Source organism: Paenibacillus sp. Marseille-Q7038 (genome assembly GCF_965111595.1).
In genome coordinates this window covers 716,318-742,644 of sequence record NZ_CBCOOM010000002.1, presented here as the reverse complement: position 1 = coordinate 742,644, position 26,327 = coordinate 716,318, and the positions used below count along the sequence as shown (strand labels likewise).

The following is a 26,327-nucleotide window of genomic DNA, read 5'->3' as shown; positions in this document are numbered from 1 at the left end:
TTACATTAATCATTACCAAACTCCGATTCTCTATGAATTCGTTTCTTGTTCCTGATTATACATGGATTCCCCTTAACTACAAAGCTCCCCGCCCTGAACTAGGGAAGAGAGCTTTGTCTTCATCTGATTTATTGTTTTCTTGATCGAATAATAGAAATAATAAGCCATAATACCATTAAAGCAGCAATACTCATGCCTATTTCGAGCAGTGGTACATGCCAGACCTGCTCCATCTTAGAAGCTCCGATAAACAAACCTACCATGAGAATACTAAAAGAAAGCAATACGATGCTGAGTGATAGTTTATTGGTGATTTGGTCTAGCTTATGTTCAAATTGTTCTATTTCGGGAATGCTGATTTCGACCTTCAGTTTCCCTTTACTGATAATGGAAGACAGCAGTCGTGCTTGTCCCGGCAAGTCGATCAACGTCTCAAACAGCTCTGTCATACCGCCCAGCACTTTTCCCTTGATCCGTCTTGAACTGAACTTTTCACGCATCAGCTTCCGGCCAAAAGGCTCTGCCATATCAATAATACTAATGGTAGGATCTAGATTTTCAATAACCCCTTCGAGAGTCACCAGTGCTTTACCTAGTAAGATGACATCGGAAGGCATGGTTACTTGGTGTCTTTGCGCTACGCCAAATAAGTCATTCAGCGCTTGCCCAATACTGATGCTCGAAAAGGGGAGATCGTAATAATCATCCCGAATTCGGTCGAGGTCTCTGCGAAGGGAAGCCATCTTCGTCCCGTCCGGAATCATACCGAGCCGCTGAATAGCACGCACCATTCCTTCTGTATTTTTTCGCATCAGCGAGATGATCAGCGAAGATAGCTGTTCTTTTAATTCCTCATTCAGACGTCCAACCATTCCAAAATCAAGGTAAGCCAGTGTTCCGTTCTTCATGACCATTAGATTGCCCGGATGGGGGTCTGCATGGAAGAAGCCTTCCATAAAAATTTGATGCAGCATGGAATCTACTAACCGCTGCGCTATATTTTTTAGATCATACCCTTTCGCGATGAGTACATCCCGCTGGTTCAGCATGATCCCGTCCATATACTCCATCGTCAGTACCCTTGCAGTCGTGTAGTCCCAATAAATAACAGGAACATGAACCTCTGGATTCTCTGCAAACTGCAGTCCGACCTTTTCAGTATTCCTTCCTTCATAGCTGTAATCCAGCTCTGCAAGTAAAGAAACAGCGAACTCATTTACCATCTCCCGCAGTTGATATCTGGTTACCCATTCCCATCTGCGCTCGGCAAGGGCAACAAAATCTTTGAGAATATTCAGGTCACGCTGAATTACAGGCGATATACCAGGCCTTTGAATCTTGATCGCCACTTGTTCCCCGCTTCGCAGTCTGCCGATATGTACCTGACCGATACTCGCAGCTGCAAGGGGGGTATCATCGAATTCAATGAGAAGTTCTTCAAGGGGACTGTTCAGCTCTTGTTCCAGTATTCCTCTTGCAATCTCGGGCGAAAAAGGAGGAACCTGATCTTGAAGTTTGGTCAGTTCCGATATAATCCCGGGAGGCAGCAGGTCAGACCTGGTACTTGCAAGTTGTCCTAATTTAACAAAAGTAGGCCCAAGATCCTCCAAGACGTGTCTTATCCGCTCACCAAGGGTCTTCGCTTCCGGACCTGTCTCATGGGTAATCCACCTTCTTGGTAAAGATAACACCTGAAAAAAGCTGATTTCTTCCACAATATAGCCGAAGCCATGACGCATCAGCGCCATGGCAATTTCTCTATATCGTCCGGCATTTTTAATATGCACTACCATTTATTCAATCTCGTTTCCTTTAGGAGGCTGCTCTATTTCAGGCGTTGACGTCAGAATCGGTGTTTCTGGATGTTTCGCAGGCTGACTTGTTTCCAGTGCAGACAGTTTCTGTTCCAGTTCCTCGATTCGCATGTTTAGTCGGTTTACATCTGTTTTGGTAGGTACACCCAGGTCAATCAGCACTTTCTCCACTTGACCTTCAATCATTTTCTTAAAGCCTGTTTGTTCTTCATTTCCACGTTCCATAAGCTTATCAACGAGTGCCTTGGATTCGGATGGTGCCAGTTCACCGCGTTTGACGAGGTCGCCTACAACACTCTCCACTTTCTCTTTACTAACGAGAGTAAGTCCCAATCCTAGAGAAACCGCCTTTTTAAACAAATCGCTCATGCCTTTCGTCCTCCTTCTGAAAAAATCTGATTCTATACTAGTATATACCTATATTACCCAATCAAGCGAAAGTACGTCTGATCTCTAATTACGTTTTGGCTTCGTACGTGTAGCCCACATTGCGGATTGTAAGAGGAGTCGTCTGAATGATTCGTTATTGAAAGATGGAACTGAATGTCCTGGCATCAGATAAACGACACGCCCCATACCATAGTTATGAGCCCAAGCTGCAGGCCATGACTTTCCATCTTCATTCATGTACTCAAGAAGAACCGTGATATCGGCGAAGTTATCAAATTCAATCTCATAAGGCTCTTCTTCCATTGAAAAATTATCTATCCCCGACACAATGGGATGAAGTGGATCTGTGACTTGGAACCTGAGTTCACGCGGAGCAGGATGACCCGTGAATCTGCCGCCTAGTAATTGAGCTATTTCGTAACGATTATGCATAGAAATACCGTTATGAAGCACTAGGAGAGCACCTCCTCCGCTGACGTAACTAAGTAATCCTGCAGCTTGCTGCGGAGCAATCGCTCCTTTCCAATCATCAAGATAAGAAATAAGCAGATCATAACCAGCCAAGTTTTCCATTAACATCAAATTTCGATTTTCACTGCACTGTACAGTCATCTCATCTTGCAAAATTCGGCTGACTTCCGCGTCAACACCTTGCAAGGGGTGATACATGGGGTGTGTGTAATCTCCCAATAGTAATACTTTTTTTCGACTCATTAACCATTTCTCCTTTGCTCTGCTTTTGTCTGATTCATTTTCGTTTCATTTGCTTACGCAAAGCAAGAAAGTTCGTAAACCCTTTACTCGCTTATATGATCATATCTATCCTTACCGCCCTAAAGAGGTAAAATTAGAAACGAATTAACTTCATGGTCTGTTGATTTGCCTAGTATAGCCGCAATCGTTCTTCTAAATCCATAAGTTACATAACAGACAAAAAGCTTTGTATTTACCACTACTTTTGAATTCGGCGCTATTCGAAAATACCCTTTATTCATTCTGTGAGTTTACCATATTCGTCATATAATTCCGTATAAAAACAAACAAACCACAGAAAAAAATCTCTGCGATTTGTTTTATAATAACTTTACTCTTCAGGAGGCAATTCCTCACCATCTTGATGGAGTGATTTTTCTTCTTCGGGCAGCCTTGTCATTTGAACCCGGCGAATACGCTGTTTTCCAACTTCTAACACTTTATAACGGAAGCCTCGGAATTCAAATTCAGGGCGTTCTTGTTTTGTGGGAATACGACTGATGGTACCCACTACAAATCCACTAAGCGTATCGTACTCTTCTTCCGGCAAACTTGCTTTTGTAATCTGGCTTACTTCATCCAAATGGGCAATCCCTGTAAAAATGTAGGTGTCTTCATCCACTTGTTCAAAGATCGACTCTTCTTCATCATATTCATCATAAATAGAGCCTACAATCTCTTCGATTAAATCTTCAATCGTAATAATACCTGCAGTACCTCCGTATTCATCGACCACAATGGCCATATGTACCCGGTTCTGCTGAAGTTCTTCGAGAAGGTCGTCCCCTTTTTTTGACTCAGATACAAAATAAGCAGGACGGATCATATCCATAATACTTTTCGGCATTGTAGTATCTTTTCTAAATTGAACAATCAAGTCTTTGACATGCAGGATTCCAATGATATTATCGACACGTTCTTCAAATACAGGGAACCGGGTATACTGCTCGGACTGTACAATTTCCAGCACATCTTCTAGCGGAGTGTCCGCAGAAATCGCGACCATATCCGTACGATGAGTCATCATATCCGATACATCTTTATTATCGAAATCAAATATGTTGTGGATGATCATCTTTTCGCTTTGCTGAATAGTTCCTCTCTCAAGCCCTGTATCTACAAGCATCCGAATCTCTTCTTCAGAAGCTTCCTCATCTTCCGCATTGGGATCAATACCAAATAAACGGACGGTTAGGTTTGTTGATACCGTAAGCAGTTTTACAAAAGGATTGACGACCTTAGACAACACACTGAGCGGAGTCGATACCGCGAGTGCAATCGCCTCTGCCTTTTTCATTGCAATCCGTTTCGGAACAAGCTCACCGAATACCAGCGTAAAGTAGGAAAGAATCAAGGTAATAACAATGACCGATACAGAAGAAAGCACAGACGGTGAAATATCAACACCAAGCGAAACCACATAATCCACAAGCAGGGACGCAAATTTATCTGCTGCAAATGCACTGTTCAAAAATCCGGCAAGTGTGATTCCGATCTGAATCGTGGATAGAAAGCCAGTTGGTTCCTCCAGTAACTTCTCCAGCTTCTGTGCACGTTTATTTCCTTCGAGCGATAAAATGCGAATTCGGTTGTCATTAATGGAGATCAGTGCCATCTCAGAAGCTGCAAAGAAAGCATTAACTACAAGTAAGATAAGAATGACTAAAATATCAAACCCCAATGGTTGTTGCACCTCCTAATTCATCAGTCCACTTTCAGGAACTCCTGTAAGTGTCGAAATATGTACACTATAAATAATAAGTCTCCTACCTATCTAAACACAAATTCGAGTAACGACACGCTTAGGAATGCATCTTCTAGCTAAATAACGCAAAAACACCTCACCTCTCCTGGTCAGGTGTTCTTGCCCTATAGGTTGTAACAAGATGGGCCTTCTTATACTCGCTCTTTCTCAGCAAAATACTTACCTAATGAAACGATCATACTTCCCATACGCTCTTCCTCAGGAATCACCTTAGGGGTAACCCCTTCCTCCACCATGGCTTGTGCAGTTACTCTACCAACCGCTGCAGCAACCACATCGTCTTCAAAACGCTGTTTCATGTCTGATAGCTTCCCATGCATTTCTGCATAAGCTGTAAGAAAGCGAATCTGCGGAGCACTCGTAAAAGTAACCGCATCAATTCTTCGCTGAAGAATGTCTTCGAGCAGTTCTTCGAGATCCATCTCTTGAGGGGGCACATGGCGATAAGGCAATACTTCCCTGATCTCCGATGTTCCTCTCTCTTTCAACCATGCCATAAGGCGCGGAGCTGACTCTCCATGAAGCTGAACGAGGATACGTTTTTCCTGAAGATCATAATTCATAAGCTCTCGAATCAGTCCCGATGTACTCCCATCATCATCTCTAACGGCAGGTATCAAATTCCGCTTACGAAGTGCATTCACTGTCTTATAACCACGTGCAGCAATATGTGACTGCTTCAGAGCCTTCAGTAGCTCTTCATCAAGTTCAAGTTGCTCGGCTGCCTGAAAGATGGCATCAAGCCCCATCCCTGTCGTAAGGATCGTCCAATCCGGTGGATTCTTCACCCAAGCTTCTATACTGCTTTTCAAATGTTCATCATCCACAAAAACGGTTCCTTGTGCAGGTCGCAGCAGCGGAGTACCGCCTAATTTTTTCACGATCATGGACATCTCTTCAGACTTTCGGGGTCCAGCGAGTGCAACTTTTTTTCCAAGTAAATTTTGTGCCATTTCTTATGAATCCCCCTCTATGCTTATGTTGTCCTACGTATAGATGAATCGTATGTTATCTGCGATTTCTTCGGAATAAACGATCTACTGCCACATACCTGCTGCCTGCTACAGCAAGTGTGATTCCCATTCCAATCAGTGCAACATCGAGCTCATAGCCGCCAATAAACCCACTCTCTGCCTTTGCAGTAAAGATAGCTACGAATAGAACAGCAACAAATAGAAGACTAACGATTCGTGTAAACAAACCAATAATTAAAAACACTCCGCCAAAGAACTCTACCAAACCTACAATGGTCGCCATCGAGCCTGGCAGTCCCAAACTAACAAAATAGCTTTGTGTATCTTCCATGCCTTGGAACTTGGTAATGCCATGGATTAAAAAAATGATACCAAGTACTAATCTAGTAATTAGAAGTCCAAGTTCCATGTTTCGAGTTTGGCTTTGATTTCGATTGCTATACATTTTCCCATTCCTCCTGCGGATTAATAATGTGTTTCTTTTTATTTCCTTTATTCATTTATCTATCAATGAGGAACTACGTTAAATACAACAAATAATGCAATCAGAATGAAGACTGAGCATAGCAAGCTCCAACCAGATATTCGTAAAGGCAGCTCCTTATCCGGTTCCAAAATCGAAGCAATTCGGTCATTTACTGTACTCTCGGCAGCAAAAGAAGAAACCATACCGCCTTGAAAGCCAGAATTGACCGATATACCCACAAGCTTAAGAAGGGCTCCGCCTAAGCCGACAGGTGTCCCTGCTTTGGTGATAGCATCTTGATCTGCCATCATCTCACGAATCATTTTGTAATTGAATAGTATCGATTTTAATATAGGTATATAACCAATGGTAGACACACCGAGTGAAAGTAGAAACGTCTTAAGCGGGTCATACTGCCGCAGATGATAGTGTTCATGATAGAGCACTGCTTCTATTTCTTGCTCATCTAACAGCTGAATCAGTCCTGATGAGAGGACAATTCGCCGGCGGAACAATCCGCAAGCAAGGGCGATCGGTTCATGGGTACGGATGACCACCAGATACTTATGAAGTGTGAGATTTGGATAACGTTTCACATAATGAGTTGTAAGGTTAACATCCGTTAATTTGTATATGTATTGTAAAGCACGAGCCCCGCCAATCAGCTGGGTACATATATAGTAAAAAATCAGTAGAAATGTTCCTGCAACGAATACGTTTAGTAAGTAAATAACAGACAACAACCCAAACTCTCTCATCCAGTGAGTACACCATGTAAATAGATTGAATGTCGTTTGAAAGCCCCAGATCATATGAACTAAATACAATCCCATTTGCATATAAACAGCCCCGCAGATCAGGATTCCGCAGCCAAATAACATCCTGGAACGCAGCGCCCACTTCATGGTAAATCCTTCTTCCACTGCTTAATTCGGAGCTCAAGTTGTTTAATTAACTCGGGATCAGCAACTTCCACCGCATCGAGCATATGGGTAACCGCAATGGAACCAAACTGGTCCATCAGCTCATGAGTCAGCTCTTTAGACTGCGTATCCATAAACACCTCCCTTGATTGTACCGGGCGATACTTTGAGGTCCTGCCTTGAAGTGTTTTCACGAGTATCCCTTTGTCAACAAGCCTGTTCATCACGGTCATAACCGTATTGAAACTCAAGGCTTTATCTTCTTCTAGTTTCATCTGAACTTCTTTAATGCTTACCTCTTCCTCATTCCAGAGGACGTCCATAATTTTTGCCTCCAGAGGACCAAAAAAACGGTTAAGACCTTGCTCTCCCACCTTAAAGTGACTAATCCTCATCAGCACCCCTCCACACTACCCATTGTATTGTCTCTCTTTCCTTTGTCAACATATGATTCCATCCGCATCCATATTTTCATAAGAGAAAAACCGAGCATACAGAAGAATTCTGCCAGCTCGGTTTTTTATGAAATTCAGAAATTAATTAGTTGGTAGGTGGCATAAACTCACGAATATCTACTCCAAGACCTTCTGCTAGAATCATACCTAATCTATGATCTGCTCGAATGAAGTTGCAGATCGCGCGAAGCTGCGTTTGCTCCGGTGTCTGTTTCAAATCTTCGATAAGATTTCTGTGGAAGTTTACTTTTTCCTGTTCTGTGAAGTTTCGGTACGTATCTCCTGCTTGTTTGAAATCATCTTCTGTTTTTTCAATTGGTTCACGGGTAATATGCCCGCTGATTGCTACTTTAGAATCACGATATTTCGGATCTTCCTTCGGGCTGTTAGAAGAGCTATTTGGCTCATAATTATATTCCGAAGGATTCTGGTTCATCTGCATAAGACCATCGCGCTGATAGTTGTTCACTTTTGCATAAGGGCAGTTAATCGGAATCTGTGTGTAGTTCGCTCCCAGACGGTGACGCTGCGTATCCGGATAAGAGAACAAACGACCTTGGAGCAACTTATCTTCGGAAGCTTCAATTCCCGGTACAAGCACACTTGGTGAGAAAGCAACCTGTTCCGTTTCCGCGAAGAAATTCTCTGGGTTACGGTTAAGTGTCATACGTCCAACCGTCTCGAACGGATACTTATCTTCTGGCCAAATCTTAGTTGGATCAAGCGGATCAAACGTAAGTGCATCAATATCTTCCGGATTCATAATTTGTACTTTAAGAACCCACTCCGGATAATCACCGCGTTCAATTGCATCATAGAGATCACGAGTAGCATGGTTAAAGTCTTTTCCTTGCGTCTCTGATGACTCTTCTGAACTGAAATTACGAACGCCTTGTTGTGTTTCCCATTTATATTTAATGTATACCACTTCATCTTGATCATTGATCCATTTATAAGCATGAACACTGAATCCATCCATCTGGCGGTAGTTAGCTGGCGTACCGTAATCGGATAACAACCAGGTCATCATGTGAGTAGACTCGGGTGTTAGTGTCATGAAATCCCAATATCTAGCTGGATCTTGAATATTGGTTTTAGGTGATGGCTTTAAGGAGTGGACCATGTCTGGGAATTTAATCGCATCACGAATAAAGAATACAGGCAAGTGATTGCCGACCAGATCATAGTTTCCTTCTTCTGTATAGAATTTAACCGCAAAGCCGCGAGGATCACGAGCTGTTTCTGGAGATCCCTGTCCATGAATTACGGTAGAGAAACGTACGAATACGGGTGTCTCTGTTCCTTCTTTCTGTAGAAAAGCAGCTTTTGTATACTTAGACATTGATTTTTCTACTTTAAAAACACCATGTGCTCCTGATCCACGTGCATGAACAACGCGCTCTGGAATCCGTTCACGGTCAAAGTGAGCGATCTTTTCAATCAAATGATAATCTTCGAGTAAGGTTGGACCTCTTCTTCCTGCAGTTCTCGAGTTTTGATTATCACCTACAGGTGTGCCTTGATTGGTAGTTAAACGTTCTGTCATATAGGGGTCACCCTTTCCATTCATTTATATTTATATGTGTAGTTAGATTTAATCTAAATTCATGTATTAATTGTAGCATGGGCCTCCCCTTTTTTTCATGAATATACTATGAATGATTTGTGATTAGAAAATGAAATCACTCTTACATATTATGAAGAAATGAAACTCTTTATGAACAAAACGAAAGCCCCTAAATGTTTGCACATTTAGGGGCTTTATTTTAGTCAGCCAAACGATAACCTACACCGCGGACTGTAATTATATATTTAGGGTCAGAAGCCTGATCTCCCAGCTTTTTACGGAGGCTTTTGATATGAACATCTACCACATTGCTGCCTCCGGTAAAATCTGTTTCCCATACTCGGCTGAGCATCTCTTCACGTGATATAACTGAGCCTTTCGCATTCATGAGAATAAGAAGAAGATCATATTCCGTCTTGGTAAGATGAACTTGTTCATCCTGTTTAAGGACCAACATACGCTCCAAATCCACTTTTAAATCCTTAAAGATTAGGGAATCATTGCTGGTTGTTTGAACTGTTTGTTCTTGTCTTGGTACGGCACGGCTGATAATACGCTGCACATGATACAAAGCTTCATGAGGTCTTCCCGGCCAAACCAGCAACTCTTCCTGAAGCATCTCCGGTGCTGCACCGCGAATAAATTTCTCACTTACAAGGAACAGGTTCTGTGAAGAAGTCGATTCCTTTAGCTTCATCTGAAGTTCAAGCGCATCTTGATCATCATAAGAAGTCACATCATAAATCAGTAGATCATGCGGAATGTTGTTATACAATTCAGGCTCAAGCCTATGAAACATCATGACATCAAAGCAGCGATCCGTTAGAACCTTAACCAGATCATGAACTTGATTCAGAGCAGGACTGATTAATAGAACTCGTTTTGTTACCGCACAAAAAGGAACCGCATCTTCTTCTGGTTTATTTAGCAATTGTGAAGACTTATCCTGTGAAATACGAACAGACGCATAAGGATATTGATTTTTATTCACTAATTCTTCCGCTTGCTTTGGCATTCCGGACATACACCCCCAAAAACTACATGTACATGGCCAATCTCATATTGTGTTTCTTTTGCAACGGATTCCGTCCATGGTCCCGGCACTTCGGTCATTACCTCATCTACCTTACCGCAGACTTCACAAATGATGTGTTGATGATCATCGGTTCTCGCGTCATATCTGCTTGCTGTCTCACCGAGTTTAAGTTCAACGATCAATTCTTTCTCTACTAGATAACGTAATGAATTATACACCGTACCATAAGCTAAATTATATCCTTGTTGAGCAAGCATCGTCATCACTTCTGCTGCTGTTGGATGGTTGTGAGCATTTTTGACTACATCATAAACCGCTTGACGCTGCGTTGTTAAATTTAATGTTCTAGGCATAAGATCATCAGATCTCCTTCTATTTATAAAATGATTCCGCATCATTAGTATTTATTTTTAGATTAAGTATAAATCTTAATTCATAACCAGTCAATCCCTGTATAAACGGTGTACCGATCACAGAAGATACGAGGATAGGAGCGTGATTACATTGATAAGAGCTATTTTTGCCTTTATTATGATCGGAATCACTGTCATTATATTTGACTGGACTACCGATATTTTATTCGGCAGAGGCTTTGCTGATTCTGGATTCAATATTAACAACTATGTTCTTCGAACTTCCGAAAAGTACATCCTCAAGCTTTTTGGGTGCATCGTATTGCTCTACTTTTTTCACAAACCAATAGGGAAAGCGTTATTGAACCTTTTTATGTTACTTAAAAAACCGCTAAACCCGGGCCCTCCTTTTTCTTCGCTTATAAATCCAAGCGGCCCCCAGAAGGAGAAAGGGAAAGAAAAACACAAATAAAGGATGGACATAATGTAGTGCCAGTCCACCGTATTCTAAGTGATAAATAAAATTTCTAGCCATTCCCGTCGTCCATACCAACATGATGAAGGCGATGGGTAAAATCAACTTCCGATAAGAGACATTAAAAATATCAGATGCACCGATCAGCGCAGCGCTAAAATATAAGGAGATTCGAAAAAAATCTCCAATAATTAGACTCATAACCACGAGAATATCTACCCGCTGTACAAACTCCGAGATCTCGACCAAACTGATGGTCGACAAGAGAGGGAATGCAGACCTTTTGGCGATGTTAAGGCCCAGGCTAGCAACATTCAGAAGCATTGTTTGGCTCAGGATGAGTCCCCCAATAATAATGGAGATAACTCCTATATACCCTCCTTTTTCGGGACGCCGCATATAAGGAATCAGCATCAAAAAACAAACCATTTCCCCAAAAGGGACAATTAAATTTTCAGTAAAAATTCCATTCAGCACCGGTTTAATCCCGTCTTCAAAAAGTGGCAAAATGAGATCCAATTGTACTGCATTTGAAGATATGAGCAAAATATTACTCAGCAATCCTACAAACAACAAAAAAATAAGCAGAAGGACAGCTGTTCTTGCCAGCACCTCAAAGCCTAAATAGACAACATAGGAGATGCATAACAGCATCAATGTCGTTGTGATGACCAAAGGCGTTGTATTCAATGTACTAATGTTAATTAAGTTTGCCCCATCACGCAGATTCCGACATCCAATATAAATAAAATACGTAATGTACAACATACCTACGATATTTCCAATAACCTTACCGAGTAGTATACGACTATACGCTGTAAGCGGCATCTCAGGAAATTGTTTCGAAAGGCAGGAGTAAATCCAGAATAGTCCGGCCCCGAGTACCATACATACTAAGACCGTTATCCATGTATCCTTACCCGATGTATACCCCAGGTTAATCACAATGGCCGTTCCAATCTGAAACATTACCATGAGTGATAACATCTGACCGGAACTAATCTGATTTTTATTCACTCTAATCTTCTCCTCCCGTACTGTAAGGGTTCGTTCTCGTCTGGGTATGAATAATGATGGATTGAACGTTCACTTCAACTTTACTTCGTGAGAAGAATTCACCCCAATCTCCCGCTTCTTTCCATTCCTTATACTGCGCAGAACGGTCTTTCTCTAGGACACGACCAAACTCAAGTACATCCGTACCTGACTTTTGAGCCTTCTCAATCGTAGAAAGTATAATCTCCTTCGTCTTCTCGTTCCATTTCTTCTCGTAGGTTTGAATGACATCTCCCGAATTCAGTATCACCGGGCAGTTTGCCTCACTAATTGCTCCTTTCTGCTTTACATCAATAGAAAAGGTGGGCCTGCCATCTTCAATCTTCCCTTTTACCTCGCTTTTGGAGAAGTTCAGGTTTATGGCTATAGACCCTTTTGCATCTTCAGGACAAGTTATATTGATAGCCGAACCCTTCGCTTTGTTACGGATCATGGAAAGTCCAAGACCTTCATCTCCTTCCGTCCATCCTACAAGCTTATCTCCTTTAAATAAGGCCATGCCATCGATGGAAACAAAGGTGGGAACGATGACCGTACTCACGTTTTCCTTCGAACTTTCGCTTTCCGACGTATTCCCATTTTCCATCTCATTCTCCGCCGCTTTATTCGCTCTAATAACAGCTCCGCTAATGGTTGGACCTCCTCCTGGAACAACCATGCCCCGGATCACATCATCAATTCGGTTAGGGTAATTATGTGAATAATCACGATTCGTAAAATTCACTTTCTGTACCAAGTTATTAGCTGTAAGTGAAGAAATAGGACTTGTTACACTTAAAATGTCTTTCGCTAAAGTATCTTTGGCGATCAGCACTTGCATCGTTATACGAGTTTTCGCATCTCGCTCCACAAAATCGATGAACTCTCCAATCCCTACTTGCTCAGCCAAAGTATCGCTAATCACGAGTGCGGATACATGGGAAAGCGATATAACTTTGGGTATACCTTGGGACATTTTACTTAGTACTTCCTGTAAAGTTCTACCCTCTCCTGAAAAAACGAACACCGGTGTAGCCCCTTGCCCTCCCCCTCCTGAAATCTCCGATGAAACCGCCCCCTGAAAAGAGATTTGGTAAATGCCAGGCTCTTCTCCTTGGTCAAAAGCCAGACCCGTAATGATGAGACGTTCATTGAGTTCTATTGCATCCCAGCAGCCAGAAAGCATAGACGTCAGAAATACAAGAAGGAGTACTTTACTAATTTTATGTTTCATCTCTTTATGACCCTTTCTTATTCTGCTCATTCTGGACCTCTTGTTTATTCTCCTCATCTACGTGGGACACCGTATTATACTCATTGCTAACCGCCCTAGGGTGATGTTTCATTAATGAAAAAGGGAAACGTAGAATGGTATCTCTGTGTTGATCCAGCACAAAAGGGCTGAACGGTGTCATATAAGGAATACCAAAGGAACGCAAGCTGTTCATATGAGCCAAAAGAGCGATAAGACCGAGTACGATTCCATATAGACCAAAGGCAGCAGCGAGCAAAATAAATCCAAAGCGAATTAACCGCCCCGCAATCGCCATCGAGTAGGTAGGAATGGCAAAACTTGCTGTACCTGAAATGGCAATGACAATCGTGAGCAAAGGACTTACGATCCCAGCTTGGACAGCGGCCTGTCCAAGTACAAGTCCACCGACAATATTGGCAGCTTGTCCAACCACTCGCGGCATTCGGACCCCTGCTTCCCGTAAAAGTTCAAAGATCAGTTCCAGAATGATGGCTTCCACAACAGCGGGAAATGGGACACTCTCCCGCTGAGAAACGAGGTTATACAGCAGCGCACTCGGGATCAACTGATAATGATAGGTTGTCATCGCTATGTATAGAGAAGGTCCAAGAAGCAGCACCAAGAAACTGACGTAGCGAAGCAAACGTAGAAAAATCGCGATATCAAACCGGTCTGAATAATCAGCGGCACTGTGAAAAAAGTGGGCAAACATGGTAGGAACAATGAGCACAAAAGGACTGCCGTCCACAATGATAATGACCCTTCCTTCCATCAATCTTACCGCTGAGGTATCGGGACGCTCTGTGGCATATACGGTTGGAAAGATCGTGAATGTTTCATCTTGAATCAGTTCTTCAATAGAAGTGGAATCAAAAACAGCATCTATTTTAATCTGATCAAGGCGCCTGTGAACCTCTTCTACTATTTCTTTTTCTGCGATACCGCTCATATAGATTACAGCGAGATTCGTTCGGGATTTACTTCCCACGGTTCTTGTATCCACACGCAAATCAGAACTATGAATTCGTCTGCGCAAAAGCGACACGTTAACATTCATAGACTCTACAAAACCCTCTTTTGGCCCCCGCACAACGGACTCTGTCTGTGATTCGGTTATCGACCTGAACTCTCCGCCCGTCGTCACAATCTGAATGACCTTAGAGCTGCCTTCGACCATAATGAGCGTGCTTCCGAGCAGAAGTTTGTCTATCATGTCATCCCAGTCTTCACAATATTTCACAGAACCCAAACTAAACACTTTTTGAATGAATCTATCGCTAGTCAGGGAAGAGCCATTCTCCTCTTCCACCATGTCATCGATCTTACATTCAATATCCAGTAACGAACGAATAATGAAGTTATTAACTAAATCTGCTTGAACAAGAGATTCTATATAAATGACGGCGACCCTTACTCCTGGATTTCCGCCAATCATAAGATCCCTTACTACAATATCGCTGCTATTTCCGTTCTGAATACGTATTCCGTCAATCATCTGCTGGATCGAATCAGACATCTGAAACAGGGGAAGGGCAGATTGCTCCGCTTGAGGAGTATCTGCTGATTTAGCAGGCTTTTGAGTCAGGTTCTTTATGAACTGACTTTTGTGATGGCGCTTCACCCTTTTTTCCTCCATTTCCAAAATACGTATTATGTTGATTCTAACCATTCACTTGTTTCTTTATGTATGGAAATAAAAAGGAGCCAAGTAAATCCAGTCGTCAACTGGATTTCACTTGGCTCTCTTGCTAATGCTTATTCCGAAAGTATGGACTCCATCTTATCTAGTGTTTCTTCGCTGAGCTCTATACCTGAAGCTCCTATATTTTCTTGTATCTGTTCGGGCCTGCTTGCACCCACAAGAGCACTGGAAACATTCTTTTGTCTTAAGATCCAAGCCAGTGCAAGTTGTCCCACCTTCACATCCAGTTCACTCGCAATGCCGGTAAGCTTACGCACCTTTTCAAGTTTTTCCTGACTTATTTTCTTATCATCCCATCCAAGCTTTGCCGCACGACTATCTTCTGGTATGCGAGAGACATCATTATATTTACCTGTCAGCAGGCCTTGTGCAAGCGGAGAATATACGACTTGTCCGATCCCTTTTTGCTCCCCAAGCGGAATAATCTCGTCTTCAATATAACGTTCGAACATATTATATATAGGTTGGTTAACCACGATTCGGTCCAGTAGGTAACGATCTGCAATTCCTAGTGCTTCTTCCATCTGAGCTGCGGTCCACTGGCTTACACCAACATAGAGCACTTTCCCTTGACGCACGAGGTCGTCCAGTGCACGAAGTGTCTCCAGAAGAGGAGTACCCGTATGAAAACGATGGCAATAATAAATATCTACATAATCTGTGCCCAGTCGCTTCAGAGAAGCATCGCACTGTTCCATTATATGTTTACGGGATAAACCTTGGTCATTCGGACCATCGCCCATCTTACCGAATACTTTTGTAGCCAGCACGAAAGACTCACGTTTATAATTCTGAAGTGTTTTGCCTAGAAGCTCCTCTGCTGCTCCACGTTCATACACATTAGCTGTATCAAAGAAGTTAACACCTGCATCGTAAGCCGTCTCAATGGAACGTACTGCGTTCTCCTGCTCGACATACCCACCATAGGTCAGCCAACTCCCAAGGCTAATTTCACTCACTTGCAAGCCGCTTCCGCCTAATCTTCGGTATTTCATCTTTTGGATAACCTCCCATTATAAATATGTAATGATTTCCATTATATATTACCCTTCCAGGATAAGGATGAAAAGGAGGAGTCTTAACGAATCATTGACCGTTTATTTTTAAAAGTGTAAAATTACACTAATTAGAATAAACCAAATGTTACCTCTCATCTGAAGTGGTACAGGCGGGAAGGAGCTTAATCATAATGACAAAAGAGCAGCTCATTCAGCTCTTATCCGGTAAAATCAAAATGGTACGTACGGAAATGGGATATACCCAAGAGCAAATGGCTGAAGTCTTGGGCATCTCTAAAAAAACACTCGTCCAAATTGAAAAAGGTCGTTCCAAAGCAAGTTGGACTGCTGTTGTTGCTCTCGTAGCTTTGCACCCTGACAGTCTAACAATTCAATCTATTTTAGGTGAAGAACCGATGGAAATTATCGAAATGGCAGCACACAGTATTCTGGAAAGACCGAAGGGCAGGACGCTTGGGGGCAAACTCTGGTGGAATGATATTGAAAGAGAGGGCGATTATATTCTGCAGCAAAATATGATCAGTATGCACTACCGGATTCTCGATACTGCTCATATTCGCTGGTACAGCACATTTGATCAGGATGAGGCGCACGCAAGACTTACCGATCTAGCTAATTCTGTAGACTGGGATCGCCGTGTAAGTCATGACCCCAAGAAAAGCATTAGTTTATGAATACCTTGCGCTCCCTTCTGTCCCGCTGGACATGCTGGCTCACCTTTCTATCACTTCTTATTATTGTTGATGACTATGTACAATGGGATACCAAACATCTCGGTCTCTTTTTGACGGGACCTATAAATATGAAACTTCATTTTAATTATGGTGATCCAGTGGATATCTACATCCATTATGCAGTTCACCTATTTACCTGGATTACGATCGGACTTATTTTGGATGGTCTTACGAATTACATTCGCAACTGGAGAAAACAGAACAGGAATGAAGCAACCTCACCTCAAAAAAAGCACAGCGGTAACAGCAAGTTATCATCGTTACATAAAACGAACCGGTAAAGAAAAGTTTGGCCTTGGTGGCCTCTTCTTTACCGGTTTTTTATATACATTACAGAAAGAGTATTCTCCGCTATACGCTCTGGACGATGCGTTCAGCTCGGATCTGCACATCCCGAAGAAGAACCTTCTCATCTATCGTTAGTAACTTCCGATTTCGCATCAGTATCTTACCATTCACAATGGTCGTGTCCACGTCTGCACCGCTCAAGCCATAAGCCAGCAGTGACTCAAGCTGATGCAGCGGTGTCAGATGCGGTTTATTCAGGTTGATCAGGATAAGATCAGCTTTCTTACCTGGAGATAAGGTGCCAATCTCATGATCAAGCCGCAATAGCTTTGCACCATGAATCGTTGCCATCTTAAGCACCTCTTTTGCAGGCAAAATCGTGGGGTCGCCATATTGCAATTTCTGCATCCATGTGGCTGCCTTCATCTCTTCGAACATATCAAGTGTTGTTGCACTGCCCGCTCCATCCGTACCGAGTCCCACATTAACACCTTCTTGTTGCAGTTTATGAACAGGAGCGATCCCGCAGCCTAGCTTCAGATTACTAACCGGATTATGGGACACCCCGCCTTGCATCCCTTTGAGCAGCTGGATATCTGATTCGCTGAGATGCACACCATGAGCCAGCAGAACATGACACTGATCAAAAAGCCCAAGGGCATGCAAATATTCCGTAGGAGTCTGTCCATATTTCTGACGTATGGTTGATACTTCCTCCACCGTTTCCGCTAAATGAATATGAATGGGGATATCCCGTTCCTCAGCAAGTCTAATTACCTGGCGTAAAGCGTCTGGCGGACAGGTGTAAGGCGCATGCGGGCCGAACATCGTCGTTATTCGTCCTTCTGCTTTTCCATGCCACCGATCGATCAGATCCAGCGCTTCTGCCATTCTTACTCCACCATCCGGTTCATGAAATACGAGTCCTCTCGTCAAGGAAGCCCTTATTCCCACTTCCTCTACTGTTTCTGCAATCGCATTCATATGAATGTACATATCTGCAAAAGTCGTTGTTCCCGATTTAATCATCTCTGCCATAGCCAGCCGTGAACCTGCCCGAATATCTTCTTCTGTCATATTCGCTTCGGCGGGCAGTATCTTCTGATCAAGCCAGTCCATCAGTTTCAGATCATCAGAATAAGCTCGCAGTAAGCTCATTGGACTATGCTGATGAGTGTTAATGAGTCCCGGCAGCACCGCAAATCCAGTCCCATCAATCACTTCATCTGCCTCATTTGCAGAGCAGTCTCCCCGTTTTATAATCCGATCTTGCTCAATAAGCAGATCTCCCTTATAAGGAGAGTCTTCTCCTTCCATCGTAACAAGCCAAGCATTCTCGATCTTTAGTCTCATCATCGTGACCTCCTTTGTAATACAAAGAAGCGTAAAGGATCACGCGGCGTGAAGGTCAACACCTAAACTTATAAATATCCTCTTACCGGGACCGCGTAGATAAAATGAAGTCTTTTCTGGATTTCTTCCGTCTTGGTCACGTATCCCTGTTCTTCTAAGAAGCCAGTTAACCGAGAACGATCGGCATAATAGGATTTTTCAATGTCTATGATGACATCGTCTCTCCCTTCTCCTCTGAGCATATGCAGATACTCTTCTCTCGCCTGACGGTTCTCAAACATAAAATCGACGATACCAATGCGTCCGTGGGGCTTCAGAATTCGCTTGATCTCAAGGAACGCAAGCAGTTTCTGATCTTCTGTAAGATGATGAAGAGCATAGCTCATTACCGCAAAATCAAATTGATAATCATCATAAGGAATCGCCAAAAAATTACCGAGCCTCACCTCATACCCCGGATGTTTGCGCTCTGCCTCTCTCAGCATGGCAATCGATTGATCCATCCCTTTCATCTCTGTTCCGTTCTCCATAAATAGTGCAGTTAAATTTCCTGTTCCTGTTCCGAGATCGACCCCTTTTTCCCCTTTCATTGGATTAACTGCTTCAAGCACCCTTCGTAAGGCAGTACGGTAACTTGGATAGGCCCCATATTTCTGCTGAGTGCTCTCTACCCGTTCGTCATGATGTACGGCATGGGAGTCATAGTTCCAGTGGTCCCGCCAGTTCGTCCGCAGCTTTTTCGCATACCGCAGGCTGGCCGTCCATTCATAGATATCATCCCACTCCAGCTTCGCCTGCTCCTTCCCTTTTGCAATGATTCGGTCGGTCGTTTCAATGGAGTGCCTGATCTCTACCATCTGAGAAAACAGTACAGCTCTTTGCAGTTCCAGATGATGAAGAACATCCTCACTGTCCCCTGCCTCCATCTCAGCAAGTACACGGCCGATCTCTTCTAAAGACATTCCTACCTCTCTCAAGGAAACAATCGTTTGAAGTCTTGCTGCATCCTGTTCTGTAAACATCCGATATCCGCTGTTCTCCTGCTTTACAGGTGTGATTAGACCTTTTTCCTCATAATAACGAATCGTTCTTGCCGATATTTGAAGCCGTTCTGAAATATCCTTAATCAGCAACAGATCCATATCCTCACCCCTTCATAAAATCAGTATAAACGTTCACGTTACGTGAAGGTATAGAAGTAGAACTTAGAACTTGGCAAGATTTTTATCAGAAAGGCAGTTACTTTTCTTTGTTCAATGAAATTCCAATTTATCTGTGTTTGTAATCACAAGCTGGGCAGTAGGGGGATGGTAACTTAAAGATGTAAATGAGAAGAAGTAAACCTTTTATATATAGATAAAAAATCGTAGGGGTGAAAACATGAGTGAGTTAATTAATAACCGTGAAAATGGAGTTTCTGCTGCTGATCGAACTACTCGTATAAATATACTCAAGGATATTATTAAAGAGCTGCACCATGGGAAAAGCGTGGAAGAAGTCAAAGAAAGATTCAATCATGCGGTTGGAGAAATATCTGTTGATGAAATCTCGGAGCTCGAGCAAGTTCTCATGCAGGAAGAAGGAATACCAGTAACGGAAGTACAAAGACTCTGCAGTGTGCATGCGGCGGTATTCAAAGGGTCCATCCAAGATATTCACAGACCTAACAAACCTGATGAGCAGCCCGGACATCCTGTGCATACCTTTAAAATGGAGAACAAGGAAATTGATCAACTTGCCAATTTCAAAATTGCCCTGCATCTGGATCGTTTTCTTAAGGACCAAGGGGAAACAAATCGTCTTCAACTACTGGAGGATTTCAGTCTCCTGTATGATGTAGACAAACACTACAGCCGGAAAGAAAATCTACTGTTTCCATTCCTCGAAAAATACGGAATCTATGGACCAACGAAAGTGATGTGGGCAGTAGATGACGGTATTCGAATGGGAATAAAAGAATTGAAACAGAAACTCACTACTTTTGATGGTAATGCCGAAGCATTAGTCGGCCTGGCAAAACGTGTTCTAACCGAAGTCACTGAAATGATCTATAAAGAGGAACATATCTTATTACCTATGGCTCTCACCAAATTGACGGAAGATGAATGGCTTCAAATTGCGGCGCAAAGCGAAGAAGTCGGGTATTGTCTAACTGCACCGGATCAAGTGTGGATTCCCGAAAGAGCAGCAGAACCTGGCACAGATACAGGACTCGAGTCTTCTCCGCTGCAAGAAGGATTTGTCCGAATGAGCACAGGTATTTTGTCAGTTAAACAGCTCGAAACGATTCTCAATCATTTACCGGTCGACCTCACTTTTATTGATGAGAATGACATCGTACGGTATTTTTCACAGGGTACAGAAAGAATCTTCGTTCGGACCAAGGCGGTAATCGGCAGAAGTGTTCAGAACTGCCATCCTCCGCAAAGTGTTCATATCGTAAATCAGTTGCTTGCTGATTTCAAAGCAGGTGTCAAAGACTCAGAAGATTTCTGGATTCCTTTTAAAGATAAGTTTGTCTATATCCGCTATTTTGCCGTAAGAGATGAAGAAGGGACCTATTTAGGTACGCTTGAATTCACTCAAAATATTAAACCGATTCAGGAACTGACCGGACAAAAACGGATACTCGCTGAGTAATAGGAGAACTCGTTAAACTAAATATGAGGGTAAAAAAATAAGCCCATGGGCTCCTGATCAGGAGCTCTGGGGCTTATTTCGTCCTCATTACATTAGGAACGTTCCTATCACGAAGGATACCCCGATAATGATGGAGCGCAGTAATTGGGCTACCGCCATATTTCCCTTTTCAATCTCTTCACATACTTTAATATTGGGCGTAACGAAATCAAAAATGAGATAAACCACAATAAGAACAGCGATGCCTACAACAGACCAAATGATCATATCGATCCAGGAATGAGAGCTTAGTGACACCATCCCCACAATAATACAGAGGCCAAGTAGTTTGCTCCCCATATAAAGGCCCGCAGCTTCATTGCCGCCCCTGATTTCCTTCCCATCGTCAAAACGGGTTACCTTGCTGAAAAGAAAATAACCTGCCAGTAAAATAGCGAGTATAAGTACGATTCCGATTAACACATTTAGTAGATCAATTCCCAGGGTATTCATTAACGATCATCCTCCTTTTTACCTCTACCAGTTACGGAAACCGCAGCTGGGCAATAATAAGCCATGTCACCCGTAATCCGGCCGCCCACACGGGGAAGCAGTCCGCTATAACGACCACCGATAACATAAACCCCTGTCAGTAAATATCCCGTATACAGACCCTCTTCTCTATGTACCTTCACTTCCTCCATCATACATCGCTGCTGATAAATCACAGGTTGCTGCCCGTAGTAGGATTGTACTTCCTCTAAGTTCCCATCCTCACTTTGCCCCCACTCCCTCTCCTGAAGTGTTCCATCCGAATGATAGAGTGAGGTTCCTTTTCCTTCACGGCCCCAATAACTTTTGGCTACATAAGGCACCTCATTTTGATGAAACAGGGCGGAGTCGTAATAGGTGGGAAGCATGAAATCAGCGATGGCCTGCCGTTCATCATCGGCAAACAAAGGCTCCCCCAGCAGTTCGCTGGCTTCCTCATGACGCTCATACAAAGACCAGATTAAAGCCATGAATCCTTTGCTCTGAGTAATTATACTTTGGGCAGGATTGATGAGTCCAAGCTTACCTTGTGTAACGAGATCAAGCAGCCACTCTCCTACTTGTGCTCCAGTATCTTCAGCTTCATCATGAACCAGATATTCAAGCGGATAGAGCCTGTATAGCACAGAAATACGCTCTCCTTGGTAGTACAGTCCTTCATTCCTGGTGATCTCAAGTTCGGATAAAGGAGCATACAACACCTTATATCCTAACTCCCGAACGATCTCCATGAGATACGACGTATTACATTTGTCCTCAAGATGCCACTCATAACAGGTAAAAGCGACGTTGCCGGAAAGTCCAGCCTGTTCATAATGGGTAAGTAGATTGCTAAACGCCTGCTTAATAAGTGAACGCATCTCTGAAGACGTAGCCCTGTATCCATCTGTATGTGCAGCGATAAGTTTCGGAGCTAGATAGGAGGTTTCTGGAATACCTGTTGGCGTATCCGTATTATTCTCTATGCACTTCATGGAGCCGTCTGGCTGAATAATATAATCTTGCCTGGAAACTCCGTGACCGGGCACTTCCATTCGTGCGGCAGGGATCAATGCAGCAGGGATACCAAGCTGCTCTTGTAAAAAGGCGTCTGGTAAATAACGCTGGGTAAACCGCAATGTTGTGGTGTACACCGAATCTAACAACTCGGATGCATATTTCAACCGTAAAGCTTCTTCTTCGGAATAAAGAGTAACTGACGGTAAGCAATATTCTTTGCCATACATCCGATGGTACGGGACGACTTTTTCAATCTCTTCTGTAAAAATGTCATGACGTTCTTTCTGCAGTTGCACAATTCGATCCATTTACATCAACCTCCGGAACTGAAAAAGCCGCCGCTTCCAAACCCTTTGGAACTGGAATTGGACTTATAAGAAGAGGAGTTTTTGGATGATGTGCTTTTGCCGCCCCCGTAGTAACCACCGCCTGATCCCCCACTGGAATTATCACAGTAGCCATCGTTATTGTTATCCACGCAATCATTTGAACTGCCGCACCCCGCGAGTGCAACCGGTAAGGTCAGCATTAATGAGAAGGTCACCCATTTCTGTGCATTCCTCTTCTTCCGTTCTTGTTGTTCAGCCCGCAGCTGTTCATTATGCTGCTGATCCATACTAAAAATCACCTCGCTTTAGATAGATCATGACTTTTCCTCGGTCTGAATCGAGCGCCGAATAGACCATTTCGAAGGTATCATCCTGAATTACAATGAGATGATCCAAGAGTAACCTTGCAATTTCTATGGGAGATGACACGGACAGCGAAAATTCAGCCTCCTTAAAAGCTTTTCCATTCCATAGCACATATTCACACTCCAGATAACGGGACACCCTACAAGCATCAAAAGTAGCGTCATGTAATGCTTTCCCATACGTATATTGATCCGTATCAAATGGCTGTACATAGATAAGGTGACGATAGCCATCTTCTGATTCATTTGCTGTATGTTCGTATAATTGTCCTCTGATCACCGTGGCATTTACGAGTTTCCTTACAAATAACTCTTCTTGCGGCACTTGATCTTGAGTTAATGTTCTTACCACTCGCTTCTCTGACTCCAACCATTCTTCATACTGAAGTGGCACATGCATACTTTTTACAAACCCCTTCCCCGTACTTGATGCTTTCATAAACCATATAATAAGAAAATGTTTCCACTCGGTTCACTAAAGTTTAACGTACGAGAAACGAATAAGTTCCAGAACAAAAGAAAAAAATTAGATTTTGATCTTTCCAGGAAATCTCAATCACTTATGAAGCAGGGCTAAAAAGTTAGAAGCCAGTTCTCCCGCAGGCAGCGGACGGCTGTAATAATAACCTTGAATTTCACTGCAATTACTCGCAACTAAGATATCAAGTTGATCCTTTGTTTCAATTCCTTCGGCAATGACGTCCATCTTTAAATGCTGAGCCATGGAAATAATAGATGCAACAATGGCTTTATCATTGTCACTTACAGCAATGTCTTGAATAAAAGAACGATCAATTTTTAGTTTGTTAATGGGGAACATTTTTAAATAGCTAAGAGAGCTGTATCCTGTCCCAAAATCATCGAGACTAATACGTATTCCAAGACTTGATAATTCTTTAAGAATTTCACTCGATGTTTCTGCATCCATCATCATACTTTCCGTAATCTCGAGTTCCAGATAAGCTGGCTGAAGTCCCGTCTCTTCTAATATCTTCTTAATATCTCTCGCAAGGTGCGGCTGATAGAATTGTTGGGATGATAGATTCACAGACACAGGAATTAAAGGTGCTCCTTCTTCATGCCATTTATGCATCTGACGGCAAGCTTCACGAAGCACCCAAGTTCCAAGGTTGGTAATGAGACCAATCTCTTCTGCAACAGGGATAAATAGAGCAGGCGAAAGTATTCCCTTCTCTGGATGATTCCATCTCACCAGTGCTTCTACTCCGATCAGCTTTGCATCCCCTGCATGGAACTGAGGCTGATAATAAAGCTCAAACTCTTCTCTTTCAATTGACTTCCGGAGCTCCCCCTCAAGTTCGACTCGTTCCGTAATTTGAGCATTAAGCTCATTAGAGAAAAAATGAAAATTGTTTTTTCCTTGTTTCTTTACTTCATACATCGCCAGGTCAGCATTTCGCAGCAGCTGTACAGCATCGATCCCATGGTGCGGATATATCGCAATCCCGATGCTGGCCGTGACATAATATTCGTTATCCTTAAGCTGATAAGGCAAACCCATCTCCTTAATGATCCGTTCAGCCCAAAGAGCTGCTTCTCCTTCGTTCATATCCTCTTTCAGCAAAATAGCAAACTCATCTCCACCCATACGCGAGATGACGGCATTCTCACCCGTTAAGCTTTGCTTAATACGCTTACTCATCTGCTGTAGGAACAAATCACCATACGCGTGTCCAAGAGAGTCATTAATGACTTTAAAACGGTCCATATCCATGGCCATTACGACAAAGGAGTGGCCGCTGCCTTGATGCTCTATAATGATTTCTGATAAGTCTTGATTGAACATCCGCCGATTTGGGAGTCCGGTGAGTTCATCGTGAAAGGCAAGAAAATGGTTTCTTTCCTTCGTTCTTTTTTCCTCTGTCACGTCTCTTGCAATAATGTAGTTCCCCATCACGTTCCCATCTACAAGAACAGGGGCGTTCACCATACTCAGGTCGATTTGATCTCCACTTTCATGGTAGATTGCTGATTCATAGCGAAGAATTTCTCCTTTGACTGAGCGGCGATACATGTCTTTCAAATATTCATGCTGATCGAACACAAAGATAGGAAGAATCGAGCTTATGGGTTTACTTCGGTAACTTTCTTCTTTAATTCCCATAATTTTTTCTGCTGCGGGGTTAAATCCGATGATCATATGTTCGGAATTAATAGAAATAATGCCGTCCTGATTACTTTCATATAAGGACTTATACCATTTCTCACTTTCCTGTTTCGCCATCTCCTGGCGTATAAAACGTCTTGATATGTACAGCCCCAAGAGTGAGAGCCCAAGTGTTAGTACGGATCCTATAGTAATAAAATAGGCAAGCCATTCCTGCTGAATCATCATTACTGCGGACTCATGCTCAAAACTTTCTTCATAGTGGGCTCCTGCCATCCCTGTATAGTGCATCCCAGCAATACCTGCACCCATTAACAGAGCACTTCCAAATTTCTTCCCTCGTTCTCGATACTTTTGATCACCAAGGAAATAAAAGGTGAGTCCTAAAGCAGTAATCGACGCAGCGAAGGCAATCATAAGGGATAAGATGAAAAATAGAGGATCATACGTTATCTTAAGTTCGACCGCCTCCATCCCAATGTAGTGCATGGCTGAGATACCTACCGCAAACAGTGAAGCCCCCGCCAGCAATCTTCTCTTGGATAAATTTCTATGGACAACAATATAGAGAGCAATAAATGAAGCAACAATGGCAACGAGAACCGATGCGATAATAATCTCCAGATTGTAGGAAACGGGAACCGTAAAGTTGTTTGAAAGCATACCGACAAAGTGCATCGACCATATGCCCATTCCCATAACAATAGCGCCGTATAACAGCCACAGTCCGTAACTCTTTCCTCTGGACCTACTAATGGTTTTGGCTAGATTCAGAACATTATATGAAGCGAATACAGCAATAACAAAAGAGAAAAATACAAAAATGTGATCATAAGAATTGTGTATATGTTCTATTTCCATGGACAACCTCTTCCACAAGTGGCATAGCGCCACCAAAAATGACGTACATGGATAATATATCGACCTTGTGAACCTAAAATGTAAGCTTTCATCCCGTCTGATAACCAATTTATACAA

25 protein-coding genes are annotated in these 26,327 nt (G+C 42.8%); 3 read left to right on the top strand and 22 right to left on the bottom strand.

Translation table 11 applies throughout. From position 1 onward, the window contains the following. Positions 1–128 precede the first annotated feature (128 nt). The 15 genes from ACWPWY_RS20580 to ACWPWY_RS20510 all read right to left on the bottom strand — a co-directional run bounded on the left by ACWPWY_RS20580 (position 129) and on the right by ACWPWY_RS20510 (position 15,958). The gene (locus ACWPWY_RS20580) at positions 129–1,793 is read right to left on the bottom strand and encodes an ABC1 kinase family protein (RefSeq protein WP_454193458.1); all 1,665 of its coding nucleotides are present in this window, start codon (positions 1,791–1,793) and stop codon (positions 129–131) included. Continuing rightward, positions 1,794–2,183, bottom strand: coding sequence for a phasin family protein (locus tag ACWPWY_RS20575; protein WP_191800661.1), 390 nt, complete (start codon positions 2,181–2,183; stop codon positions 1,794–1,796). It abuts the gene before it with no gap. Positions 2,184–2,267: 84 nt separating this feature from the next. Continuing rightward, complete coding sequence (locus ACWPWY_RS20570; protein ID WP_454193457.1) at positions 2,268–2,918, bottom strand: ThuA domain-containing protein; 651 nt, start codon at positions 2,916–2,918, stop codon at positions 2,268–2,270. Positions 2,919–3,288: 370 nt separating this feature from the next. Then, positions 3,289–4,638 (bottom strand): hemolysin family protein, encoded by a 1,350-nt coding sequence (locus ACWPWY_RS20565; protein WP_454193456.1) that lies wholly within the window; start codon positions 4,636–4,638, stop codon positions 3,289–3,291. A gap of 215 nt (positions 4,639–4,853) precedes the next feature. After that, the gene (locus ACWPWY_RS20560) at positions 4,854–5,675 is read right to left on the bottom strand and encodes a uroporphyrinogen-III synthase (protein WP_454193455.1); all 822 of its coding nucleotides are present in this window, start codon (positions 5,673–5,675) and stop codon (positions 4,854–4,856) included. A gap of 55 nt (positions 5,676–5,730) precedes the next feature. Continuing rightward, entirely contained in the window at positions 5,731–6,141 is a 411-nt protein-coding gene (locus ACWPWY_RS20555; protein WP_454193454.1) for a DoxX family protein, read from the bottom strand. Between the two features lie 62 nt (positions 6,142–6,203). Beyond that, positions 6,204–7,067 carry a M56 family metallopeptidase gene (locus tag ACWPWY_RS20550; protein ID WP_454193453.1) on the bottom strand — a complete coding sequence of 288 codons (864 nt, stop codon included), beginning with the start codon at positions 7,065–7,067 and terminating at the stop codon, positions 6,204–6,206. Then, positions 7,064–7,480, bottom strand: a complete 417-nt coding sequence (locus ACWPWY_RS20545) for a BlaI/MecI/CopY family transcriptional regulator (protein WP_454193452.1) — start codon at positions 7,478–7,480, stop codon at positions 7,064–7,066. Before ACWPWY_RS20545 ends, ACWPWY_RS20550 begins: the two co-directional genes overlap by 4 nt. 145 nt (positions 7,481–7,625) lie before the next feature. Beyond that, positions 7,626–9,086: a catalase gene (locus ACWPWY_RS20540; protein WP_454193451.1), complete on the bottom strand. Its 1,461-nt coding sequence runs from the start codon at positions 9,084–9,086 to the stop codon at positions 7,626–7,628. Positions 9,087–9,306: 220 nt separating this feature from the next. Beyond that, entirely contained in the window at positions 9,307–10,122 is an 816-nt protein-coding gene (locus ACWPWY_RS20535) for a winged helix-turn-helix domain-containing protein (RefSeq protein ID WP_454193450.1), read from the bottom strand. Continuing rightward, positions 10,098–10,496 (bottom strand): Fur family transcriptional regulator, encoded by a 399-nt coding sequence (locus tag ACWPWY_RS20530; RefSeq protein ID WP_160032656.1) that lies wholly within the window; start codon positions 10,494–10,496, stop codon positions 10,098–10,100. The genes ACWPWY_RS20535 and ACWPWY_RS20530 overlap by 25 nt, the downstream gene beginning before the upstream one ends. 391 nt (positions 10,497–10,887) lie before the next feature. Then, a complete protein-coding gene (locus ACWPWY_RS20525; protein WP_454193449.1) occupies positions 10,888–11,988 on the bottom strand; it encodes a GerAB/ArcD/ProY family transporter in 1,101 nt (366 codons plus the stop codon). A 1-nt stretch (position 11,989) separates the two neighbouring features. Beyond that, positions 11,990–13,270 carry a Ger(x)C family spore germination protein gene (locus ACWPWY_RS20520; protein ID WP_454193448.1) on the bottom strand — a complete coding sequence of 427 codons (1,281 nt, stop codon included), beginning with the start codon at positions 13,268–13,270 and terminating at the stop codon, positions 11,990–11,992. Continuing rightward, positions 13,245–14,882, bottom strand: coding sequence for a spore germination protein (locus tag ACWPWY_RS20515; RefSeq protein WP_454193447.1), 1,638 nt, complete (start codon positions 14,880–14,882; stop codon positions 13,245–13,247). The genes ACWPWY_RS20520 and ACWPWY_RS20515 overlap by 26 nt, the downstream gene beginning before the upstream one ends. Before the next feature lie 134 nt (positions 14,883–15,016). Next, a complete protein-coding gene (locus ACWPWY_RS20510; RefSeq protein ID WP_454193446.1) occupies positions 15,017–15,958 on the bottom strand; it encodes an aldo/keto reductase family protein in 942 nt (313 codons plus the stop codon). 194 nt (positions 15,959–16,152) lie between these two features. Between ACWPWY_RS20510 and ACWPWY_RS20505 the strand changes: the two genes are divergently transcribed. Both ACWPWY_RS20505 and ACWPWY_RS20500 read left to right on the top strand, forming a co-directional pair. Continuing rightward, complete coding sequence (locus ACWPWY_RS20505; RefSeq protein WP_454193445.1) at positions 16,153–16,656, top strand: helix-turn-helix transcriptional regulator; 504 nt, start codon at positions 16,153–16,155, stop codon at positions 16,654–16,656. Next, positions 16,653–16,997 carry a hypothetical protein gene (locus ACWPWY_RS20500; RefSeq protein ID WP_454193444.1) on the top strand — a complete coding sequence of 115 codons (345 nt, stop codon included), beginning with the start codon at positions 16,653–16,655 and terminating at the stop codon, positions 16,995–16,997. The genes ACWPWY_RS20505 and ACWPWY_RS20500 overlap by 4 nt, the downstream gene beginning before the upstream one ends. A gap of 70 nt (positions 16,998–17,067) precedes the next feature. On the opposite strand, the gene ACWPWY_RS20495 is transcribed toward ACWPWY_RS20500, so the two are convergent. Both ACWPWY_RS20495 and ACWPWY_RS20490 read right to left on the bottom strand, forming a co-directional pair. Next, positions 17,068–18,360, bottom strand: a complete 1,293-nt coding sequence (locus tag ACWPWY_RS20495) for an amidohydrolase (protein WP_454193443.1) — start codon at positions 18,358–18,360, stop codon at positions 17,068–17,070. 65 nt (positions 18,361–18,425) lie between these two features. Further along, the gene (locus ACWPWY_RS20490; RefSeq protein WP_454193442.1) at positions 18,426–19,499 is read right to left on the bottom strand and encodes a MerR family transcriptional regulator; all 1,074 of its coding nucleotides are present in this window, start codon (positions 19,497–19,499) and stop codon (positions 18,426–18,428) included. A gap of 238 nt (positions 19,500–19,737) precedes the next feature. Between ACWPWY_RS20490 and ACWPWY_RS20485 the strand changes: the two genes are divergently transcribed. Continuing rightward, positions 19,738–20,997, top strand: a complete 1,260-nt coding sequence (locus tag ACWPWY_RS20485; RefSeq protein ID WP_454193441.1) for a DUF438 domain-containing protein — start codon at positions 19,738–19,740, stop codon at positions 20,995–20,997. 87 nt (positions 20,998–21,084) lie between these two features. Here ACWPWY_RS20485 and ACWPWY_RS20480 read toward each other — a convergent pair whose 3' ends face one another. From ACWPWY_RS20480 to ACWPWY_RS20460, 5 genes are all read right to left on the bottom strand, one after another. Further along, complete coding sequence (locus ACWPWY_RS20480; RefSeq protein ID WP_213530537.1) at positions 21,085–21,489, bottom strand: DUF350 domain-containing protein; 405 nt, start codon at positions 21,487–21,489, stop codon at positions 21,085–21,087. Beyond that, positions 21,489–22,835 (bottom strand): glutathionylspermidine synthase family protein, encoded by a 1,347-nt coding sequence (locus ACWPWY_RS20475; protein WP_454193440.1) that lies wholly within the window; start codon positions 22,833–22,835, stop codon positions 21,489–21,491. The genes ACWPWY_RS20480 and ACWPWY_RS20475 overlap by 1 nt, the downstream gene beginning before the upstream one ends. Before the next feature lie 5 nt (positions 22,836–22,840). Next, positions 22,841–23,143: a hypothetical protein gene (locus tag ACWPWY_RS20470; RefSeq protein ID WP_454193439.1), complete on the bottom strand. Its 303-nt coding sequence runs from the start codon at positions 23,141–23,143 to the stop codon at positions 22,841–22,843. A gap of 1 nt (position 23,144) precedes the next feature. Further along, the gene (locus tag ACWPWY_RS20465) at positions 23,145–23,621 is read right to left on the bottom strand and encodes a hypothetical protein (protein WP_454193438.1); all 477 of its coding nucleotides are present in this window, start codon (positions 23,619–23,621) and stop codon (positions 23,145–23,147) included. A 156-nt stretch (positions 23,622–23,777) separates the two neighbouring features. Continuing rightward, the gene (locus tag ACWPWY_RS20460) at positions 23,778–26,210 is read right to left on the bottom strand and encodes an EAL domain-containing protein (RefSeq protein ID WP_454193437.1); all 2,433 of its coding nucleotides are present in this window, start codon (positions 26,208–26,210) and stop codon (positions 23,778–23,780) included. Positions 26,211–26,327: the final 117 nt, after the last annotated feature.

Excerpts from the sequence above, each read along its gene's own strand:
- ACWPWY_RS20580 (WP_454193458.1), bottom strand. The coding sequence starts at position 1,793 with ATGGTAGTGCATATTAAAAATGCCGGACGATATAGAGAAATTGCCATG.
- ACWPWY_RS20575 (WP_191800661.1), bottom strand. The coding sequence starts at position 2,183 with ATGAGCGATTTGTTTAAAAAGGCGGTTTCTCTAGGATTGGGACTTACT.
- ACWPWY_RS20570 (WP_454193457.1), bottom strand. The coding sequence starts at position 2,918 with ATGAGTCGAAAAAAAGTATTACTATTGGGAGATTACACACACCCCATG.
- ACWPWY_RS20560 (WP_454193455.1), bottom strand. The coding sequence starts at position 5,675 with ATGGCACAAAATTTACTTGGAAAAAAAGTTGCACTCGCTGGACCCCGA.
- ACWPWY_RS20555 (WP_454193454.1), bottom strand. The coding sequence starts at position 6,141 with ATGTATAGCAATCGAAATCAAAGCCAAACTCGAAACATGGAACTTGGA.
- ACWPWY_RS20550 (WP_454193453.1), bottom strand. The coding sequence starts at position 7,067 with ATGAAGTGGGCGCTGCGTTCCAGGATGTTATTTGGCTGCGGAATCCTG.
- ACWPWY_RS20545 (WP_454193452.1), bottom strand. The coding sequence starts at position 7,480 with ATGAGGATTAGTCACTTTAAGGTGGGAGAGCAAGGTCTTAACCGTTTT.
- ACWPWY_RS20540 (WP_454193451.1), bottom strand. The coding sequence starts at position 9,086 with ATGACAGAACGTTTAACTACCAATCAAGGCACACCTGTAGGTGATAAT.
- ACWPWY_RS20535 (WP_454193450.1), bottom strand. The coding sequence starts at position 10,122 with ATGCCAAAGCAAGCGGAAGAATTAGTGAATAAAAATCAATATCCTTAT.
- ACWPWY_RS20530 (WP_160032656.1), bottom strand. The coding sequence starts at position 10,496 with ATGCCTAGAACATTAAATTTAACAACGCAGCGTCAAGCGGTTTATGAT.
- ACWPWY_RS20520 (WP_454193448.1), bottom strand. The coding sequence starts at position 13,270 with ATGAGCAGAATAAGAAAGGGTCATAAAGAGATGAAACATAAAATTAGT.
- ACWPWY_RS20510 (WP_454193446.1), bottom strand. The coding sequence starts at position 15,958 with ATGAAATACCGAAGATTAGGCGGAAGCGGCTTGCAAGTGAGTGAAATT.
- ACWPWY_RS20505 (WP_454193445.1), top strand. The coding sequence starts at position 16,153 with ATGACAAAAGAGCAGCTCATTCAGCTCTTATCCGGTAAAATCAAAATG.
- ACWPWY_RS20500 (WP_454193444.1), top strand. The coding sequence starts at position 16,653 with ATGAATACCTTGCGCTCCCTTCTGTCCCGCTGGACATGCTGGCTCACC.
- ACWPWY_RS20495 (WP_454193443.1), bottom strand. The coding sequence starts at position 18,360 with ATGATGAGACTAAAGATCGAGAATGCTTGGCTTGTTACGATGGAAGGA.
- ACWPWY_RS20490 (WP_454193442.1), bottom strand. The coding sequence starts at position 19,499 with ATGGATCTGTTGCTGATTAAGGATATTTCAGAACGGCTTCAAATATCG.
- ACWPWY_RS20485 (WP_454193441.1), top strand. The coding sequence starts at position 19,738 with ATGAGTGAGTTAATTAATAACCGTGAAAATGGAGTTTCTGCTGCTGAT.
- ACWPWY_RS20480 (WP_213530537.1), bottom strand. The coding sequence starts at position 21,489 with ATGAATACCCTGGGAATTGATCTACTAAATGTGTTAATCGGAATCGTA.
- ACWPWY_RS20475 (WP_454193440.1), bottom strand. The coding sequence starts at position 22,835 with ATGGATCGAATTGTGCAACTGCAGAAAGAACGTCATGACATTTTTACA.
- ACWPWY_RS20470 (WP_454193439.1), bottom strand. The coding sequence starts at position 23,143 with ATGGATCAGCAGCATAATGAACAGCTGCGGGCTGAACAACAAGAACGG.
- ACWPWY_RS20465 (WP_454193438.1), bottom strand. The coding sequence starts at position 23,621 with ATGCATGTGCCACTTCAGTATGAAGAATGGTTGGAGTCAGAGAAGCGA.
- ACWPWY_RS20460 (WP_454193437.1), bottom strand. The coding sequence starts at position 26,210 with ATGGAAATAGAACATATACACAATTCTTATGATCACATTTTTGTATTT.